The organism is Actinomyces lilanjuaniae, from assembly GCF_003606385.1.
GTDB lineage: Bacteria > Actinomycetota > Actinomycetes > Actinomycetales > Actinomycetaceae > Actinomyces > Actinomyces lilanjuaniae.
This window is the reverse complement of sequence record NZ_CP032514.1, coordinates 1,044,034-1,060,944: the sequence shown is the minus strand read 5'-3', so window position 1 is coordinate 1,060,944 and position 16,911 is coordinate 1,044,034. Positions and strand designations below refer to the sequence as shown.

General features: G+C 70.1%; 8 protein-coding genes and 4 pseudogenes. 6 read left to right on the top strand and 6 right to left on the bottom strand.

The features are described 5' to 3' along the window. Positions 1 to 278: 278 nt before the first annotated feature. Positions 279 to 701, bottom strand: a complete 423-nt coding sequence (locus D5R93_RS04540) for a hypothetical protein (RefSeq protein WP_162933835.1) — start codon at positions 699 to 701, stop codon at positions 279 to 281. 147 nt (positions 702 to 848) lie between these two features. Here D5R93_RS04540 and valS point away from each other — a divergent pair, with 147 nt between their 5' ends. The 4 genes from valS to D5R93_RS04525 are packed head-to-tail and all read left to right on the top strand — an operon-like array spanning position 849 to position 6,275. Continuing rightward, complete coding sequence (valS, locus tag D5R93_RS04535) at positions 849 to 3,749, top strand: valine--tRNA ligase (RefSeq protein WP_120204053.1); 2,901 nt, start codon at positions 849 to 851, stop codon at positions 3,747 to 3,749. Then, complete coding sequence (locus D5R93_RS13165; protein ID WP_162933834.1) at positions 3,718 to 4,059, top strand: hypothetical protein; 342 nt, start codon at positions 3,718 to 3,720, stop codon at positions 4,057 to 4,059. Before valS ends, D5R93_RS13165 begins: the two co-directional genes overlap by 32 nt. Next, entirely contained in the window at positions 4,040 to 4,891 is an 852-nt protein-coding gene (locus D5R93_RS04530) for a GAD-like domain-containing protein (protein ID WP_162933833.1), read from the top strand. The genes D5R93_RS13165 and D5R93_RS04530 overlap by 20 nt, the downstream gene beginning before the upstream one ends. Next, positions 4,791 to 6,275: a polymorphic toxin type 15 domain-containing protein gene (locus D5R93_RS04525; protein WP_162933832.1), complete on the top strand. Its 1,485-nt coding sequence runs from the start codon at positions 4,791 to 4,793 to the stop codon at positions 6,273 to 6,275. Before D5R93_RS04530 ends, D5R93_RS04525 begins: the two co-directional genes overlap by 101 nt. A 41-nt stretch (positions 6,276 to 6,316) precedes the next feature. Here the strand turns inward: D5R93_RS04525 and D5R93_RS04520 are convergent, their stop codons facing one another. The 5 genes and pseudogenes from D5R93_RS04520 to D5R93_RS04500 all read right to left on the bottom strand — a co-directional run bounded on the left by D5R93_RS04520 (position 6,317) and on the right by D5R93_RS04500 (position 12,707). Further along, positions 6,317 to 7,333, bottom strand: a complete 1,017-nt coding sequence (locus D5R93_RS04520) for a LacI family DNA-binding transcriptional regulator (protein ID WP_120204046.1) — start codon at positions 7,331 to 7,333, stop codon at positions 6,317 to 6,319. A 167-nt stretch (positions 7,334 to 7,500) separates the two neighbouring features. Beyond that, positions 7,501 to 9,231: pseudogene (locus tag D5R93_RS04515) on the bottom strand (glycoside hydrolase family 13 protein). A gap of 68 nt (positions 9,232 to 9,299) precedes the next feature. After that, positions 9,300 to 10,126: pseudogene (locus tag D5R93_RS04510) on the bottom strand (carbohydrate ABC transporter permease). A 105-nt stretch (positions 10,127 to 10,231) separates the two neighbouring features. Further along, a complete protein-coding gene (locus tag D5R93_RS04505) occupies positions 10,232 to 11,287 on the bottom strand; it encodes a carbohydrate ABC transporter permease (protein ID WP_120204041.1) in 1,056 nt (351 codons plus the stop codon). A 118-nt stretch (positions 11,288 to 11,405) separates the two neighbouring features. Continuing rightward, positions 11,406 to 12,707, bottom strand: coding sequence for an ABC transporter substrate-binding protein (locus D5R93_RS04500; RefSeq protein WP_120204038.1), 1,302 nt, complete (start codon positions 12,705 to 12,707; stop codon positions 11,406 to 11,408). A 373-nt stretch (positions 12,708 to 13,080) separates the two neighbouring features. On the opposite strand from D5R93_RS04500, the pseudogene D5R93_RS04495 reads away from it, so the two are divergent. After that, positions 13,081 to 14,972 (top strand): annotated as a pseudogene (locus D5R93_RS04495) (AMP-dependent synthetase/ligase). Between the two features lie 76 nt (positions 14,973 to 15,048). Beyond that, positions 15,049 to 16,867, top strand: a pseudogene (locus D5R93_RS04490) (AMP-dependent synthetase/ligase). Positions 16,868 to 16,911: the final 44 nt, after the last annotated feature.

Genomic DNA, 16,911 nt, shown 5'->3' with positions numbered 1-16,911 from the left:
GGGTCCTCTGCTGCCTCCTGTCCCTGCCTGCGTGCGGGCGGTCCTCCTCGACCTCGCACCTGGTACAAGAGTACCAAGTTCGCCCGGGCCACGTTCATCCGGGTTCACCTGGACGTCCCCGGACTCACCCAGACAGTGTCCCTTCCGTCCCTTCCGTCCGTGTTTCCCTGCTCCCAGAGCGCCGGGACGGGCACTGTCCCGACCTACTCCCGACCTACACTGTCACGATCACGTCGTCAGATGACACTGTGGCTACGGCGCCGTCAGTGCCGTCCCGCTCACCGCTCAGGAGCGGCGAGCTCGTCCAGCAGCGTCTCGACCTCGTCCATGACGGCCGCCGCCACCCAGACGCGGTCGCGCCTGCGCTGAACCGCCAGCCGCAGGACACCCGCCGAGGTCAGGGAGTCCAGGGCGGCGTAGGTCGCGGAGACCGAGGCCCCGCTCACCTCCCGGGCGTCCTCGGCATCCAGGACCGGGTGGTCCAGGAGCGCCCCCAGGAGAGCCGCCTCCGCGGATCTAGCGCGCGGAGCGCGCACCTGGCGCCACTGCCGGGGAAGAGCCTCCAGCCTGTCAGCCGCACGCTCGGAGGCGAGGACCGCGCGCTGCACGGCGTCGGCCAGCAGCAGGACGATCTGGTCGGCGTCACCGTGCCGACCTCCTCCTGACACAGTATCTGCCCCTACCGGTCCCGACGCCGTCACGAACCTACAAACCTGGAGCACCGCTCCGTTGTTCCAGGTTAGCACCCACAACCTGGAACAACGGGGCGTGGCCCAGCCTCCTCTCTCTCCTCACCTCACAGAGGCCGGAGTCGTGGCCGAGCCGCCTCACGTGCCAGAATCTGCCCCATGTCTGAGACCTCCACGCCCGCCGAGGGCTCCCGCCACCTCCCCTCCGAGCTCCACAGCCCGCGCGTGCCCGGCAAGGTCAGCACCGACGGCCTGGAGGAGACCTGGGGGCAGCGCTGGGAGGAGGAGGGCGCCTACGCCTTCGACCGGGACGCGCAGCGCCACGAGGTCTTCTCCATCGACACCCCGCCGCCCACGGTCTCCGGCTCCCTGCACGTGGGCCACGTCTTCTCCTACACCCACACCGACACGATCGCCCGCTACCAGCGCATGCGTGGAAAAGCCGTCTTCTACCCCATGGGCTGGGACGACAACGGCCTGCCTACCGAGCGCCGCGTCCAGAACTACTTCGGGGTGCGCTGCGACCCCTCCCTGCCCTACGACCCGGACTTCACCCCGCCCCACACCGGCGGGGAGGGGAAGTCGGTCAAGGCCCGGGACCAGGTGCCGGTCTCGCGCCGGAACTTTGTCGAGCTGTGCGAGCGCCTCACCGTGGAGGACGAGGCCCAGTTCGAGGCCCTGTGGCGCCGCCTGGGCCTGAGCGTGGACTGGTCACAGACCTACCAGACCATCGGCCCGCGCGCCCGCACGGTGGCCCAGGCCGCGTTCCTGCGCAACCTGGCCCGTGGTGAGGCCTACCAGGCCGCTGCCCCTGGCCTGTGGGACGTCACCTTCCAGACTGCGGTAGCCCAGGCCGAGCTGGAGTCACGGGAGTACCCCGGCTTCTACCACCGCCTGGCCTTCCATGTCACTGACGCCCAGGTCGCCGCGCAGGCGGCCGCAGCCGGGGCGCCGGTCGAGGACGGCCCGGGGGGTACCAGGGACGTGTGCATCGAGACCACCCGGCCCGAGCTCCTGGCCGCCTGCGTGGCGCTGGTGGCCCACCCCGACGACGAGCGCTACCAGCCCCTGTTCGGCGCCACCGTCACCTCACCCGTGTTCGGCGTGGAGGTCCCGGTCCTGGCACACCCGGCGGCGGAGATGGACAAGGGTGCGGGCATCGCCATGTGCTGCACCTTCGGTGACACCACCGACATCGACTGGTGGCGGGACCTGGACCTGCCGCTGCGGGCGATCCTGCGCAAGGACGGTCGGATCGAGACCGAGGTGCCGCAGTGGATCACTCAGGAGGCGGGCCGCCAGGCCTACGCGGCCATGGCGGGCAAGACGGCATTCTCCGCCCGGCAGGTGGTGGTGGAGGCGCTGGCGGCCTCCGGGGAGATGCGCGGGGAGCCGGTCCGCACCGTGCGCCAGACCAACTTCTTCGAGAAGGGCGACAAGCCCCTGGAGATCGTCACCTCCCGGCAGTGGTACATCCGCAACGGCGGCAGGGCCTGGACCAACCCGGCCTCGGGCAGGGACCTGAACGCCGAGCTTCTGGAGCGCGGCCGTGAGCTGGCCTTCCACCCCGACTTCATGCGGGTGCGGTACGAGAACTGGGTCACAGGCCTCAACAACGACTGGCTTATCTCCCGCCAGCGCTTCTTCGGCGTCCCCTTCCCGGTGTGGTACCGGGTGGGCGCCGACGGCCAGGTGGACTACGACGCCGTCATCACCCCGGAGGAGTCCGCCCTGCCGGTGGACCCCTCCTCTGACCCGGCCCCCGGCTACACCGAGGACCAGCGGGGGGTACCCGGCGGGTTCGTCGGCGAGGTGGACATCATGGACACCTGGGCCACCTCCTCCCTGACGCCCCAGCTCGCCTCGGGGTGGCTGACCGACGAGGACCTGTTCGCCCGGGTCTACCCCATGGACCTGCGCCCCCAGGGACAGGACATCATCCGCACCTGGCTGTTCTCCTCGGTGGTGCGCGCCAACCTAGAGTTCGGCGCCCTGCCGTGGGCCAGCACCGGGCTGTCAGGGTGGATCCTGGACTCCGACCACAAGAAGATGTCGAAGTCCAAGGGTAACGTGGTCACCCCCATGGGCCTGCTGGAGCAGTTCGGCGCCGACGCCGTGCGCTACTGGGCGGCCTCGGCCCGCCTGGGCCTGGACGCGGCCTTCGAGGAGTCCCAGATCAAGATCGGCCGACGCCTGGCCATCAAGATCCTCAACGCCTCCAAGTTCGCCCTGTCCATGGGGATCCCCTGGGACGCCGACGAGGAGGCCCGTGCCGCCGCACCCGCGCCCAGCCTGGACGCCTCCCAGGTGACCGAGCCCCTTGACCGGGCCGTGCTGGCGGCGCTGGCAGATGTGGTGGAGGCGGCGACCACCGCCTTCGACAGCTACGGGCACGCCCGCGCCCTGGAGGTCACCGAGTCGTTCTTCTGGACCTTCTGCGACGACTACATCGAGCTGGTCAAGGACCGTGCCAACGACGCCGAGGGCACCCACACGGCTGGTGCCGTGCGCAGCGCCCGGACCACCCTGGCGCTGGCGGTGGACACCTTCGTGCGGCTGCTCGCCCCGTTCCTGCCCTACGCCACCGAGGAGGTGTGGAGCTGGTACCGCACGGGCTCGGTGCACCGTTCCGCCTGGCCTGAGGCGGCACCACTGCGCCAGGCCGCTCAGGGTGCGGACTCCACCCTGGTGTCCCAGGCGGGCACCGTCCTGGCCGCGCTGCGGCGGGTGAAGTCGGAGGCCAGGACCAGCCAGAGGACCCCGATCCTCAGCGCCGTGCTGGAGGTCGCTGCCGACTACGAGCCAGCCGTGGAGGCGGTGCGCTCCGACCTGGTGGAGGCCGCCAAGGTCACCGGCTCCTTCAGCGTCAAGGTCGCCGGGGCGGTCCAGGGCGCGGACGTAGCCACTGAGCCTGTTGACAGCGGTACTGCGGCTGCCGACAGCCCGGACACCGGTGCCACGAGCCAGGGCGCTGAGGCTGGTAACAGTCACGGGGAGGTACCGGTGCGGGTCCGCTCCGTCGAGCTGGGTGAGGCACCGGCCCGGCCAGCCCGGTCCTAGGCCGGCCCAGGCCCAGGACCACGTCCTGGGCCCCGACTTCTCCGCCGCCGCCGCCCAGGTCGCCGCCAGCATCGCCGCAAGCGGCCCGGGCACCGGTGGCAGCGACGGGACAGGCGGCGGCCCGGGCGGGGATGGTGGCCCCGACGAGCCGGGGTGGGGTCGTGACGCCGGGGCGGTGGCGCTGGTCGCGCAGGTGCGGGTCGCGTGGGGGTGCCCCTGTCTGGGGTGCCTGGGGTGGGTCTTGTGCCTGGGGGTTGTGGTGGTGGTGTGGTGGGGGTTACGGTCTGGTCATGCGGATGAGCAGGGCTGAGTGGGACGAGGCGTGGCTGCACGCCACGCCTGAGTGGGTGGACGCCAACATGGACGACCTGGTGGAGGAGGGGTACGCGCCGATGGGTGTGGGTGCCCCCGTCACCGCCGAGCACGTGGGCTACTTCGGCGGTGTGCTGCCCGCCTCGGTGCTGCACCTGTGGGAGCGGTTCGGCTTCGACGGGTTCGGGCAGGGGCGGTGGTGGTTCACTGATCCCTTCCGGTGGGCCCCGGTGGTCCAGGCGTGGCTGGAGGGCACGGAGGTGCCGTTCCCCAGCCAGCGGTGGTGGTGCCTGGCCCGCAACGCCACGGGCGAGATGCAGCTGTGGGGGGAGGTCTCCGGCCCCGCGCTGGACGTCAATCCCGCCCTGGGGTGGGTGCGTCCCCACGCGGGCAGTGCCCGGGACATGGCCGACCCGGTGATGCGTGAGCGCATGGGCTGTATTGCGCTGACCTCCCCGTCGGAGGACCTGGACGAGGACGACGACACGGGTGTTCTGGTGGTGGACTGGGCGATCGAGCACCTGGGGGTCCTGGGGGCGGGGCAGGTCTACGGGCTGACCCCGGCCTACTGCTTCACCGGGAGGGTCAGCCTGGACCAGGTGGGTATTGAGGACGCGGTCGCGCACCTTACTTTTCTGGCCCAGGCCCAGGAGCACACCCTGGTGGAGGACTTCTCCGCCGCAGCGGCCGAGGTCGCCGCCAGCATCGCCGCGGGCGGCCCGGGCACCGGTGGCAGCGACGAGACAGGCGGCGGCCCGGGCAGTGCCGGTGGCCCCGGCGGTCCCGGCGGCCCTGGTGGCACCGGTCCCGCCCCGGGGACGGACTCCTGATGGCCGGGCGCTGGCGGGACCGGCTCCGCAGGCGCGGGCGCCCCACCGCCCCCACCACCGCCGCTGCTGGTCCCGCCACCCCTGGCGGCGGGGCCGGTGGCGGCCCGGCCCCGCCCCCGGCCACAGCAGCGGCGGCGATGGCGCGGCCCTGGTGGCCTCTGACATGTTCACCCCAGGGCGGGCTGGTGGGCAGGCGGTGCTGGTGTGGGAGGGGTCGGTGGCGGCGCCTGACAGTCCGCTGGCATGGCACTCGGCGGTGCCTGTGGAGGTGTTCTTCCACACCGGCTACCAGCCCGCCACCCAGGAGCTGGCCTCCGAGTTCACCCGCCAGCTGGACCGCCAGCTCTCGGCCCTGTCCCTGCTGTCGGCGGAGCGCCTGCTGGAGGGCATCCGCACCTACCGCGCCCAGGGCCGCCAGCCCACCTCCAAGGCCACCAGGGACTCCCGCAAGAACTTCATGAAGGAGGTCGTGGGCGACCTGCGGCGTGTGCACCGGTTCTCCCGGGAGGACGCGCGGGCCGCGACGCGGGAGGTGGACCGGGCGCTGGTGGTGCTCCACGAGTCCGACCAGGTCACCTTCGGCCCCTCCCAGCCCGCCACCACCGCCGGGGGCTGGCCCTCCCTGGGCCACGGGGCGGTCAACTCCTCCATCGGCGGCCAGAACAAGCCCATGGTGGCGGTCCTGGAGCAGGCCGCCCTCCAGGTCCCCCGCAGCAGCGTTCCCGGGTGCGCCTGCTGGTGCGCGCCGTCCTCACCGGCTCCCCCGACCTGGCTCAGGACCTGCGACACGGGCGCACCCACCTGGAGCCGCGCACCCAGGCCCAGAGGGCTGCCACCAGCCCCCGGGGCCGCCGTGGACCCCCAGCCACGTCGCCGCCACCATCGCCGCAGGCCACCCACCCTGGCACCCACCACCCGCGCAAGAGCCCGCGCCCTCGGCCACGACCCGGCCGCCCCAGACGGCCCAGCCCCGTGCAGGCCAGCCGCCCCAGACGGGTGCCGCCCCAGGTCAGCCGTCGCGGCCGCTGACCCGCGAGGACGTCTTGGCCAAGATCGCGTCCCACGTGGCCCAGGACCGGCGCGAGGCACCCACCGGGACCGACCTCGCCCGCACCGCCAGCCTGCGCGAGGCCTCCTTCCCCCACCCGCCCACCACCGCCGTACGAACGCCACCAGCACAGCCACAGCCCCAGGCAGGCCCCAGGCCGTCCCGGGCGGGCAGGCCGGGCCACAAGATCACCCCCGAGGAGGTCCTGGCCGACATCAAGGCCCGAGCCGCCCGAATAACCCAGGAGCCCCCCACCCCACGCCAGACCCCCACCAGAAAACACCGACGCAACCGAGGCCTGGGCCGCTAAGACCCGACCCCGACCTCACCCGATGAGATGCCCCAGCCCCACCATCCTCGAGAGGGTCCACCACACCTCAGCCCCGCCGGGGCCACGGGGGCGCCGTCGAGCCGTGGTCATAGAGAATCCCGTCCATGAGGGTGTGCTCGCAGAAGGTCGGTTCGGCGCTGACGCGCACCATGAGGTCCCCGGCAGCACAGCCCATGGCCGCGCGGTCCACGCTGACCTCGCTAACCAGTCTCTCCTGGACGTCCCGGAACCCCGTCGCCCCCAGGCTGATGAGGGAGAAGCCCTCAGGGATGCTCAGCCCGCGCGCCAGCGCCGCGGCAACAAGGCCACCCATCGCCTCCGGGTTATTCGACACCACTGCGGTGCACCCCTCCACCAGCGTGTCATTGTCCAGGACCCGCAGCCCCTGCGCCACGTTCTCAGGCACAGGAACCTCCAGGTGGAACAGGCCCCGGCGTCGCGCCGCCTGGCGCAGGGCACGGCGCTGGGCCTGGTAGGCGTTAGCCTTCTGCGTCTTGTCACCGCGCATGAGGAACACCAGGCGTCGGTGCCCCAGGCCCGCCAGGTGGCTCACGGTCAGCTCAGCCATCTGCTCAAAGTCAGCGTCCACGCTCGGGGCCCCGCCCTCCTGCCGGGAGGTGCCGATGAGGACGGTGGGCATCTCCTCGTCCAGCAGCATCCGCTCCCGCTCGTCCCCCACGGTCACGTCCATGAGCACAGCCGCGTCCAGCGTCTGGGAACGCACCAGGCCGCGCAGGGAACCCAGGAGGCTGTCACGGTGGAGCACCGGCACCGAGACCTGGATGCCCTCGGACTCCAGCCGCGAGCGCACCCCGTCCACGTAGTCCAGGTCCGACAGGTCGATGCCGGCCCGCTCCATACGGAAGAGAACCCCGACCGAGCGGGGGACGCGGGAGGCCAGCGACCGCGCGGCCGTGTTGGGCTGGTATCCGAGCTCACGCACCGCCCGCATGACGCGCTCACGAGTCTGCCTACGGGTGGGGCGCTCACCGGTGAGGACGTAGGTGACCGTGGACGGTGAGACGCCAGCCCTTCTGGCGACGTCGGCACGGGTAGCCACCATACAGTGCACCTCCTCGACAGGCTCAACAGGCTCGCGTTCCCCACGGTGCCACCCCTGAGGACGAGGCAGCCGCCTCCGGGCGGATCGGCACAGGCCGGCCCCAACCGCCTCCAGGCCATCGCAACCAGTGGGCCACCAGGTGCAGACGAACCCGGCCTAGCACCCGGTCACTGGGCTCGGGGCGACTCGGCTGACTGGAGCCAGCAGGCCGAGCCAGCAGGCAGTACCAGCCCGTCGGCAGCCTGGCCCTCATCCTCACCCCAGGAGGTGAGAACCAGACGACCACTCCCTCCGAGACTGCTGAACGGAATCTCCGTGTCCGTCGTATTGAGCACGACGGCGGTAGCCCCGTTGCGCAGCGACAGGACCCCCTCAGGTGCCTCCTGCCAGCTCACCCCTCCGCGTCCCAGCCCCAACTCACGGCGCAGCCGCAGCGTGCGGCGGTAGAGGCCCAGGGTGGAGGCCGGCTCCCCCTCCTGGGCTCCCGGGGCGTACTCACCCCACCCCTGGGGCTGAGGCAGCCAGCTGCGGCCGGTGTCGTTGAACCCGTAGGCAGGTCCGTCCTGGGACCACGGCAGCGGCACCCGGCACCCGTCCCGGCCGCGCACGACGTGCCCCGTACGGCTCCAGGTGGGGTCCTGACGCGCGGAGTCCTCCATCGTGGTGTGCTCGGGCAGGCCCAGCTCCTCCCCCTGGTAGAGGTAGGCGCTGCCCGGCAGCCCCAGCATGAAGACGGTGGCCCCGCGCGCCCGGCGCAGTCCCAGGGCGGTGTCAGGCTGCGGGTCGCCCGCACCGATCCCCAGGTCGGTCCTGGTGCCGGGCGGGTAGGCGAAGCGGGTCGTGTGGCGCACCACGTCGTGGTTGGACAGTACCCAGGTGGTGGGTGCCCCCACGGCGTCGTTGGCCCGTAGCGAGGAGTCGATGACCTGCCGCATCCGTGCGGCGTCCCAGCCCGCCTGCAGGAAGGCGAAGTTGAAGGCCTGGCTCATCTCGTCGGCGCGCACGTAGAGGGCGGCCTCCTCCTCGGGCTGGACCCAGGCCTCGGCGACCAGGAGTATGTCGGGGGCCAGGGTGTCGAGGAGCGAGCGCCACTCGCGGTAGACCTCGTGGACCCCGGGCTGGTTGAAGGCGGGGCCGACGTCCGGCTGCTTTGCGGGGGACTCCCCCACTGCGTCCTCCTCGGCCCTCCACCGGTCCGGACCGATCTCGTCGTCAGGTAGCCCCTCCGCCTTGACCAGGCTGTGGGCCACGTCCACCCTGAAGCCGTCCACACCGCGCTCCACCCAGAAACGCAGGACACGGCGGAAGTACTCGCGGACCTCCTCGTTGTCCCAGTTGAGGTCGGGCTGCTCGGCAGCGAACAGGTGCAGGTACCACCAGTCCCGATCCTGCCCCCGCCCTGTCAGCGGCTCTACCTGCTGCCAGGCGGGACCACCGAACAGCGAGCCCCAGTTGTTGGGCGCCGCACCCGGGCTGCGGCGGAACAGGTAGCGGTCCCTCTCGCGGGACCCGGGTCCCGCTTCCAGGGCGGCACGGAACCACTCGTGGCGGTCCGAGGTGTGGTTGGGCACCAGGTCGACCACCACGCGGATGCCGGCCTGGTGCAGGTCCGCCACCAGGGCGTCGAAGTCCTCCAGGGTCCCGTACTCGGGGCGACGTCGAAGTAGTCGCTGACGTCGTAGCCGGCGTCCACCTGCGGGGAGGGATAGAAGGGGACAGCCACACCGCGTCCACGCCCAGGTCCACCAGGTGGGGCACACGGGCACGGATACCGGGCAGGTCCCTATGCCGTCACCGTCGGCGTCAGCAAAGGAGCGCGGGTAGATCTGGTAGATGACGGCGTCGCGCCACCAGGCGTCCTGGTCGGTGCGGGCCAGCAGTGCGGCAGAGCGGGTCATCTCTTCTCCAAGGAGCAAGCGGGTCGGGGGCAGCGGACAACCACCGAGGAGCCGGACAGCTGTGGGTCCTACTTGACGCCTCCTGCGGCCAGGCCGGCCACGATCCGACGCTGGAAGAGCAGCACCATGGCCACCAGCGGCAGGGTCATGACCACCCCGGCGGCCATCTGGGAGCCGAAGGGCGTGTTGAACTGGGAGGCGCCGGTGAACTTGGACAGCAGCACCGTGGCCGGCTGCATGGAGGGCTCCTGGATCATGGTCACCGCCACGAGGAACTCGTTCCACGCACCGATGAAGATGATGATGGCCGTGGTGAAGATGCCCGGTGCCGCCAGGGGGAGGATGACCCGGCGGAAGGCCTGCCCCGGCGTGCAGCCGTCCACCATGGCGGCCTGCTCCAGCTCCTGGGGCATCTGCCTGAAGAAGCTGGTCAGGTTCCACACGGCCAGGGGCAGGGAGAAGGACAGGTCGGGGATAATCATCGCCTGGTAGGTGTCGGTCCACCCCCAGGCGGAGAAGTTGCGCAGCAGGGGGACGATGATGGCCACCAGCGGGAACATCGCGGTGGCGATGACCAGCATGAGCAGCATCCCCTTGCCCCGGAAGTCCAGGCGGGCCAGCGCGTAGGAGGCGAAGGTGGCCACGGCCAGCGCCACCACGGTCACCGTCACCGAGACAATGAAGGAGTTGAGCAGCCCGGAGCCAAAGTTGTTCCTGGAGGAGAAGACGGCCAGGTAGTTCTCCAGGGAGGGGTTGGCCGGCCACCAGGTGTTGTCGAAGATCTCGGAGTCAGGCCTCAGGGAGGACACGAACATCCAGTAGAAGGGCGCCAGGCAGTAGATGACGATGAGGATGATCCCCCGGTGGACAGGAGCTGCCCCAGTCCGCTCTCCAGGGGCCTCTCCGGCTACGCCCCGCCCGTGAGGCTGCCGTCCGGGCTGCCGTGGCTGCGGTACTCATGCTGTCCTCCCCGTGGTGCTGGCCGTGGTGGTGCTGGTCGTCAGGGTGTGGTGGGTGGCCCCGGTGTCATCCTGCGGGAGTCGGCCCCGCCCGAGCGCCAGCCGGGCAGGAAGGCGGAGGCGGAAAGCCTGGTCCCCCGGCTGCGGCGAGGCGGCTCGGTGGAGGCTCCTAGGTCCGCACCCAGGACCCTGACGAACACGAAGGCGATGATGAACACGTACAGGAACAGGATCACGGCGTAGGCGGCGGCGCTTCCGTAGCGCAGGTTGGAGGCCTCGTCCTGAACCAGCATGGACAGGGTCTCCACGCTTGACCTCCTGGGGCCGACGAGGATGTAGGGCAGGTCGAACATGCGCAGCGCGTCCAGGGTGCGGAAGAGCACGGCGACCACCAGGGCGGGCTTGACCAGCGGCAGGGTGATGGCGGTGAATCGCCGCCACGCGCTGGCGCCGTCGATCTTGGCCGCCTCGTAGACCTCGTCAGGGATGACCTGTAGGCCGGCCAGGGTGAGCAGGCCGATGTAGGGGGCGGTCTTCCACACGTCGGCGATGATGATGGCCCACTTGGCGCTCCAGTCCCCCGAGGCCCACATGATGTGCTGCCCCAAGATGGCGTTGGCCACGCCCTCCTGGTTGAAGATCCATCCCCACAGGATGGCCGAGACGGCGGTGGGGATCGCCCAGGGGATGAGGATGGAGGCGCGTACGATGCCCCGTCCTCTCATCGCCCTGTGCATGATGAGCGCCATGGCTACGCCCAGGATGGTCTCCAGGACGACGGTGACCACACCGAAGAGCGTGGTGTTGTACAGGGCAGGCCAGAAGCGCTCACCGCCTGAGGTAAAGACGGAGGTGTAGTTGTCCAGACCGACAAACGGCTCGGTGTCGGAGACGAATCCGGTCTCCGGGTCCAGGCCTGCCCGGCCGCGGAAGGACTGCTGGATGGACTGGAAGACGGGAAAGATGATGACGACGGAGAGGACCAGGATGGTCGGGGTGATGAGGATGGCGGCCAGGCGCGACTGCGCCCTGGCGTTCTTGGACCGCGACCTGCGAGCCCGTGGCTGGGCGGGCGCGTCGGTGGCTGTGGCTGTCATAAGTGTCCTTGCTGCCTGCGTGGCTGCCTGCGTGCTACCGGTGAGACGACGATGACCAGGGGGTGACCAGGGCCGCCTGCGCTGCCCGGGCCGAGTGTCCCGGGCAGCGCAGGCTGACTCAGGCCAGGTCCTTGAGCCGGGACTCCAGGGCGGCCACCGCGTCCTCAGCGGACCCGCCCTTCTGGAGCTCGGGGTAGACCGCGTCCTGGATCGCGGCGGTGACGTCACCGTAGGCCACCGCCTGCGGCCTGCCCTTGGCGGCGTCCAGGGAGTCCTTGAGGATCGGCAGGTAGGGGAACTTCTCCAGCATCTCCTCGTCCTCATAGAGGGAGCCGAGGATGGGTGCCAGGGTCTGGGTGTCCAGGGCGTAGCGCTCGGAGTCCTCGGAGGTGAACCACTTGATGAACTTCAGGGCGGTCGCCTTGTTCTGGCAGTTGGTGGTGATAGCGCAGTTGTGCCCACCCAGGGTGGGCACAAAGGCGTTGCCGCCGATGGTGGGCAGCGCGGCGACGTCGAACTTGTCGGTACCGAGGTTCTCCAGGTTGTTGGCGTACTGGTAGGGCCACTGCCGGTAGAAGAGAAGGGAGTCGCTCTCGAAGGCGTTGCGCCCGTCCTCCTCCATCCACTCCAGGGCCTTGGTGGGGATGTAGTCGCCGCTGAAGGCGTCGATAGCCGCCTTGACCCCGGCGACCGTCTCCGGGGTGTTGATGACGAGGTTGCCCTCGTCGTCGTAGAACGCACCTCCCGCCGTGTGGATGAACTCGGAGATGTTGCAGGTCAGGCCCTCGTACTTGGCCCACTGCCCGCCAAAGCCCCCGATGTTCTCGTGCCCGGGCAGCGCACGCACGGCGTCGACCGCAGCGGTGACCTCCTCCCAGGTGGTGGGCACCTCCACCCCAGCCTCCTCCAGGAGGTCCTTGCGGTAGAACATAACCGGCGCGTCGGTGGCAAAGGGCATGGCGTAGAACCTGTCCATGTAGACGCCGGTGTCCCACACGGGCTGGATAATGTCATCGTTCTTGAGCTCGTCTGCGGGCAGCTCCACGATCCACTGGTTGGCGGCGAACTCCGAGACCCACACGTTGTCCACGGAGATGACGTCGTAGGCCTCGGAGTTGGTCTGGGCGTTCTGGACCATGGACTGGCGCTGCTGATCGGCCTCCGCGGACAGCTCGATGAGAGTGACCTTCTCATCGGGGTAGAGCTCGTTCCACTCGTCAATACGCTTCTGGACCATCCCGCCGGAGTTGTCCTTGCCCTGGACCCACGTGATCGGCCCAGTGCCCTCGAAAGCGACCTCGCCCCCGGAGCCCCCGGAGGACCCCGAGCTACCTGAGCCGCTGGAGCAGGCTGCCGCAGCAGCGAGAGCGGCGGCCAGTGCGGAGCCCTGCATGAAGCGACGACGGGGAAGAGTGACCATGTTTCCTCCTTGAAACAAGCGACAGGCAGGACCGGCAGCAGCGCAGATCCCCTTGGGTGTCGTTGGATATCGACGCGCGTCGACGCGTCAGTCAGAGGGTACACACACTGATGTGCCCGGGCAACTCGACCACGGCACCAGCACCGGCACCGGCCGCCACCGTGCCGACCAGGCCTGGGAGGACCCGGCCGGACCCGGACCGCTCTCAGGCAGAGGCAGGGCTCACCGGGTGCCGGAACCACGCCTGTCCCGCACGCCTCCCGTGCTCCCCCAAACCTCAAGGACCTGCGGCTGTGAATTTCTCCATAAGGACGCCGCGGTTCTCTCACCCCAGGCCGCCTCGGCAGGAGAGTGCTCTTGCCACAATATACGAGTGATCACTCGCCCCGTTCCCAGCCTGGAGGCCGCACGGCCACAGGACTACCCGCACTCCCTGACTGACGGCGTCAGTGCCACCGATGTGCCCTTCGAGCCTGAGGCGCACTGGTCGGTTCCCTGGCTGCTGGCCCAGCGCGTCTCCCGCAGCGGCGACCGTCCCCTGGTGGCGCGCAGGTCCCCGCTGGGCGGCGGCTGGCGCAACGTGTCCGCCAGGGCCTTTGGCGACGAGGTTGCCCAGGTGGCCGCAGGCCTCATCAGCATGGGCCTGGAGCCGGGCCAGCGCGTGGGCATCATGGCCCGCACCTCCTACAGCTGGTTCCTGCTGGACATGGCCATCGCCCGGGCGGGCCTGGTGTCAGTACCGATCTACGAGACCAGCTCGGCGGAGCAGGTCCGCTGGATCGTCTCCGACGCTCAGGTACGCCTGGTCGTGACCGAGACGGGCGCGATGTCGGACCTGGTGCACGAGGCCTCCCGAGAGGTGGGCCACGAGGTCCAGGTCATGGCCCTGGACGCCGACGCCGTCGCCAACCTCATCGAGGTCGGCAGGAGCGTCGGCCTGGCCCAGGTGGACGAGCGCTCCGAGGCACTGCGCTGCGACGACCTCTACTCCATCATCTACACCTCAGGCACGACCGGCCGCCCCAAGGGGGTCGAGCTGACCCACCGCAACGCGGTCGGCATCCCCCACCACGGGGTGCGCTACCTGCCTGCCGTCCTGCGAGGCAGCGAGGTGCGCCTGCTGCTGTTCCTGCCCCTGGCCCACGTCTACGCCCGCTGCCTGCAGCTGCTCTCCCTGGCGGGCGACGGCGTGGTGGGGCACACCCCCGACGTCAGCACGCTCCTGGCAGACATGCAGTCCTTCGCGCCGTCCTACGTGCTGGCTGTCCCACGCGTGCTGGAGAAGATCTATAACGCCGCCGACGCCGCGGCGGGCAGCGGCGCCCGACTCCGGCTGTTCCGCTGGGCCTCCAGGGTCGCTATCGCCTACTCCCGCTCCCTGGACACCCCACAGGGCCCCTCCCGCGCCCTGCGCAGCTCCCGGGTCCTGGCGGACAGGCTGGTCTACCGCCGGATCCGCGCCCTGCTGGGCCCCAACGCCAGGTTCGTCATCTCGGGGGGCGGCCCCCTGGGCGAGCGCCTGGGACACTTCTACCGCGGTATCGGCCTGGTCATCCTGGAGGGCTACGGCCTGACCGAGACCATCGGCCCGGTATGCGTCAACGCCACCTGGCTCAACAAGATCGGTACCGTAGGACCACCGGTGTGTGGCAACCAGATCCGGGTCAGCCCGGAGGGCGAGGTCGAGACCCGGGGTCTGGGCGTCTTCTCCGCCTACCACAACGACCCCGAGGCGACCGCGGCGGCCTTCACCGCTGACGGATGGTTCCGCACCGGCGACCTGGGAACGGTCGATGAGGACGGGCACGTCCGCCTCACCGGCCGCAAGAAGGAGATCATCGTCACCGCAGGAGGCAAGAACGTCGCCCCCAGCCTCCTGGAGGACCGCCTGCGAGGCCACCCCTGGTCAGCCAGGTCGTCGTCGTGGGCGACGGCGAGCCCTTCGTCTCCGCACTCATCACGCTGGACGCCGAGATGCTGCCACAGTGGCTGCACAACCACGGCCTGCCCAAGATGGGCGTGAGCGAGGCTGCCTCCCACCCCCGGGTGCTGGCCGCGCTGGACCGCGCCGTGGCCCGCACCAACGAGGTGGTCTCACGTGCCGAGTCCATCCGCACCTACCGGGTGCTGACCACGGACTTCACCGAGACCAACGGCCTGCTCACGCCCTCGCTCAAGGTCAGGCGCACAGAGGTGCTCCGTGCGCACGGTGAGGTCGTGTCACAGATCTATGCCTCCTCCGGGAAGGGGCCGACCGAGGGCTGAGCGCAGCGTGCATACTTGCCGCCATGACCCATGACGACACCACGCCCCGGAGGGCGTCCGCCTTCCCGGCGGTCCCGTGCGTGAGCTCAGCACCGAGCCCCTGGTCGCCGCCCACCCCGGGATGACCTGCCCCTGGGCCCTGGCCGAGCGGGTCAGCCGAAGCCCCGAGGGGCGCTGGTGTCCCGCAAGACCGCCCTCGGGCGCGGCTGGCAGGACATGAGCGCCGCAGCCTTCCGTACCCACGTGAGGGAGGTGGCCGCGGGCCTGGTCGCGGCGGGACTGCAGCCCGGTGACGCCGTGGGCATCATGGCACGTACCTCCTACGAGTGGACCCTCATGGACTTCGCGGCCTGGGAGGCGGGCTGGTTGTTGTCCCGGTCTATGAGACCTCCTCGGCCGAGCAGGTCCAGTGGATCCTGACCGACTCCGACGTCCGCCTGCTCCTGGTGGAGAACCGGGCCATGGAGGTGATGGTCGACTCGATCAAGGCCTCGCAGCCCCACCTGGCGCACCTGACGGTCCTGTGCACTGAGCGGGAGGCCCTCCCCTCCCTGGTGGCCGCAGGACGCAGCGTGGAGGCCGCCGAGCTCGACCGGCGCAGCGCCGCCCTGACCTCTGACACGCTGGCTACGGTCGTCTACACCTCCGGCACCACGGGCAGACCCAAGGGTGCCGAGCTCACCCACGGCAACCTCGTCCACCTGTGCGTCAACGCCTGCGCACACGTCCCGGAGGTTCTGGGCGGCCCCGATGTACGGATCCTGCTCTTCCTTCCGCTGGCCCACGTCCTGGGACGCTTCCTGGAGATCGCGGTGGTGTGCTCTCAGGCTGGCGTTCTGGGGCATGCACCCGACGTGAGGAACCTGGTCCCCGACCTGGAGTCCTTCCAGCCTACTGCTGTCCTGGCCGTTCCCCGGGTGTTTGAGAAGATCTACAACGCCGCGGACGCCCGGGCCGTCGGCACCAGGCAGAAGGTTTTCCGCCTGGCTGCCAAGACCGCGATCGCCTACTCACGTGCCCTGGACACCGCCAAGGGACCCTCGCCGACACTGCGCGCCCAGCACACGGCCTTTAACCGTCTTGTCTTCGCCCGGCTGCGCTCGGTGCTGGGCGGCCGGGTCCGCTACGTGGTCTCCGGAGGGGGTCCCCTAGGCGAGAGGCTAGGCCACTTCTACCGGGGTGCAGGCGTCAACGTGCTGGAGGGTTACGGCCTGACCGAGACCATGGGTCCCTGCACAGTCAACCTACCCGGTACCACCCGCATCGGTACGGTGGGAATCCCGCTGCCCGGCTGCTCGGTGCGCCTGGCCGAGGACGCAGAGATCCTGGTCAGAGGGATCGGTACGTTTCGCGGCTACCACGACGACCCTCAGGCGACCGCAGCGGCCTTGACCCGGGACGGATGGCTAGCCACCGGTGACCTCGGCTCTATCGAGGAGGGAGGCTTCCTGAGGATCACCGGCCGCAAGAAGGAGATCATCGTCACCGCTGGAGGCAAGAACGTCGCCCCCAGCCTCCTGGAGGACCGCCTGCGAGGCCACCCCCTGGTCAGCCAGGTCCTGGTCGTGGGTGACAACCGCCCCTGCATCGGGGCTCTCATCTGTCTGGACGCGGAGATGCTGCCGCAGTGGCTGCACAACCACGGCCTGGAGGAGATGGACGTGGCGCAGGCCGCCCGGGACATCAGGGTCCGCTCCGCCTTGGAGAGGGCCGTGACCCGGGCTAACCAGGCGGTGTCCCGGGCGGAGTCCATCCGTACCTTCAGCGTCCTGCCCACGGACTTCACAGTGGCCAACGGCCTGCTCACGCCTTCGCTCAAGGTACGCCGGGAGGAGGCCCACCGGCGGTTTGCCTCAGAGATTGACGAGCTCTACGCCCGCCCCCTGTCTGCATAAGTCCGTATGACGTCATGCCTATGAGACGTCATACCTATGACATC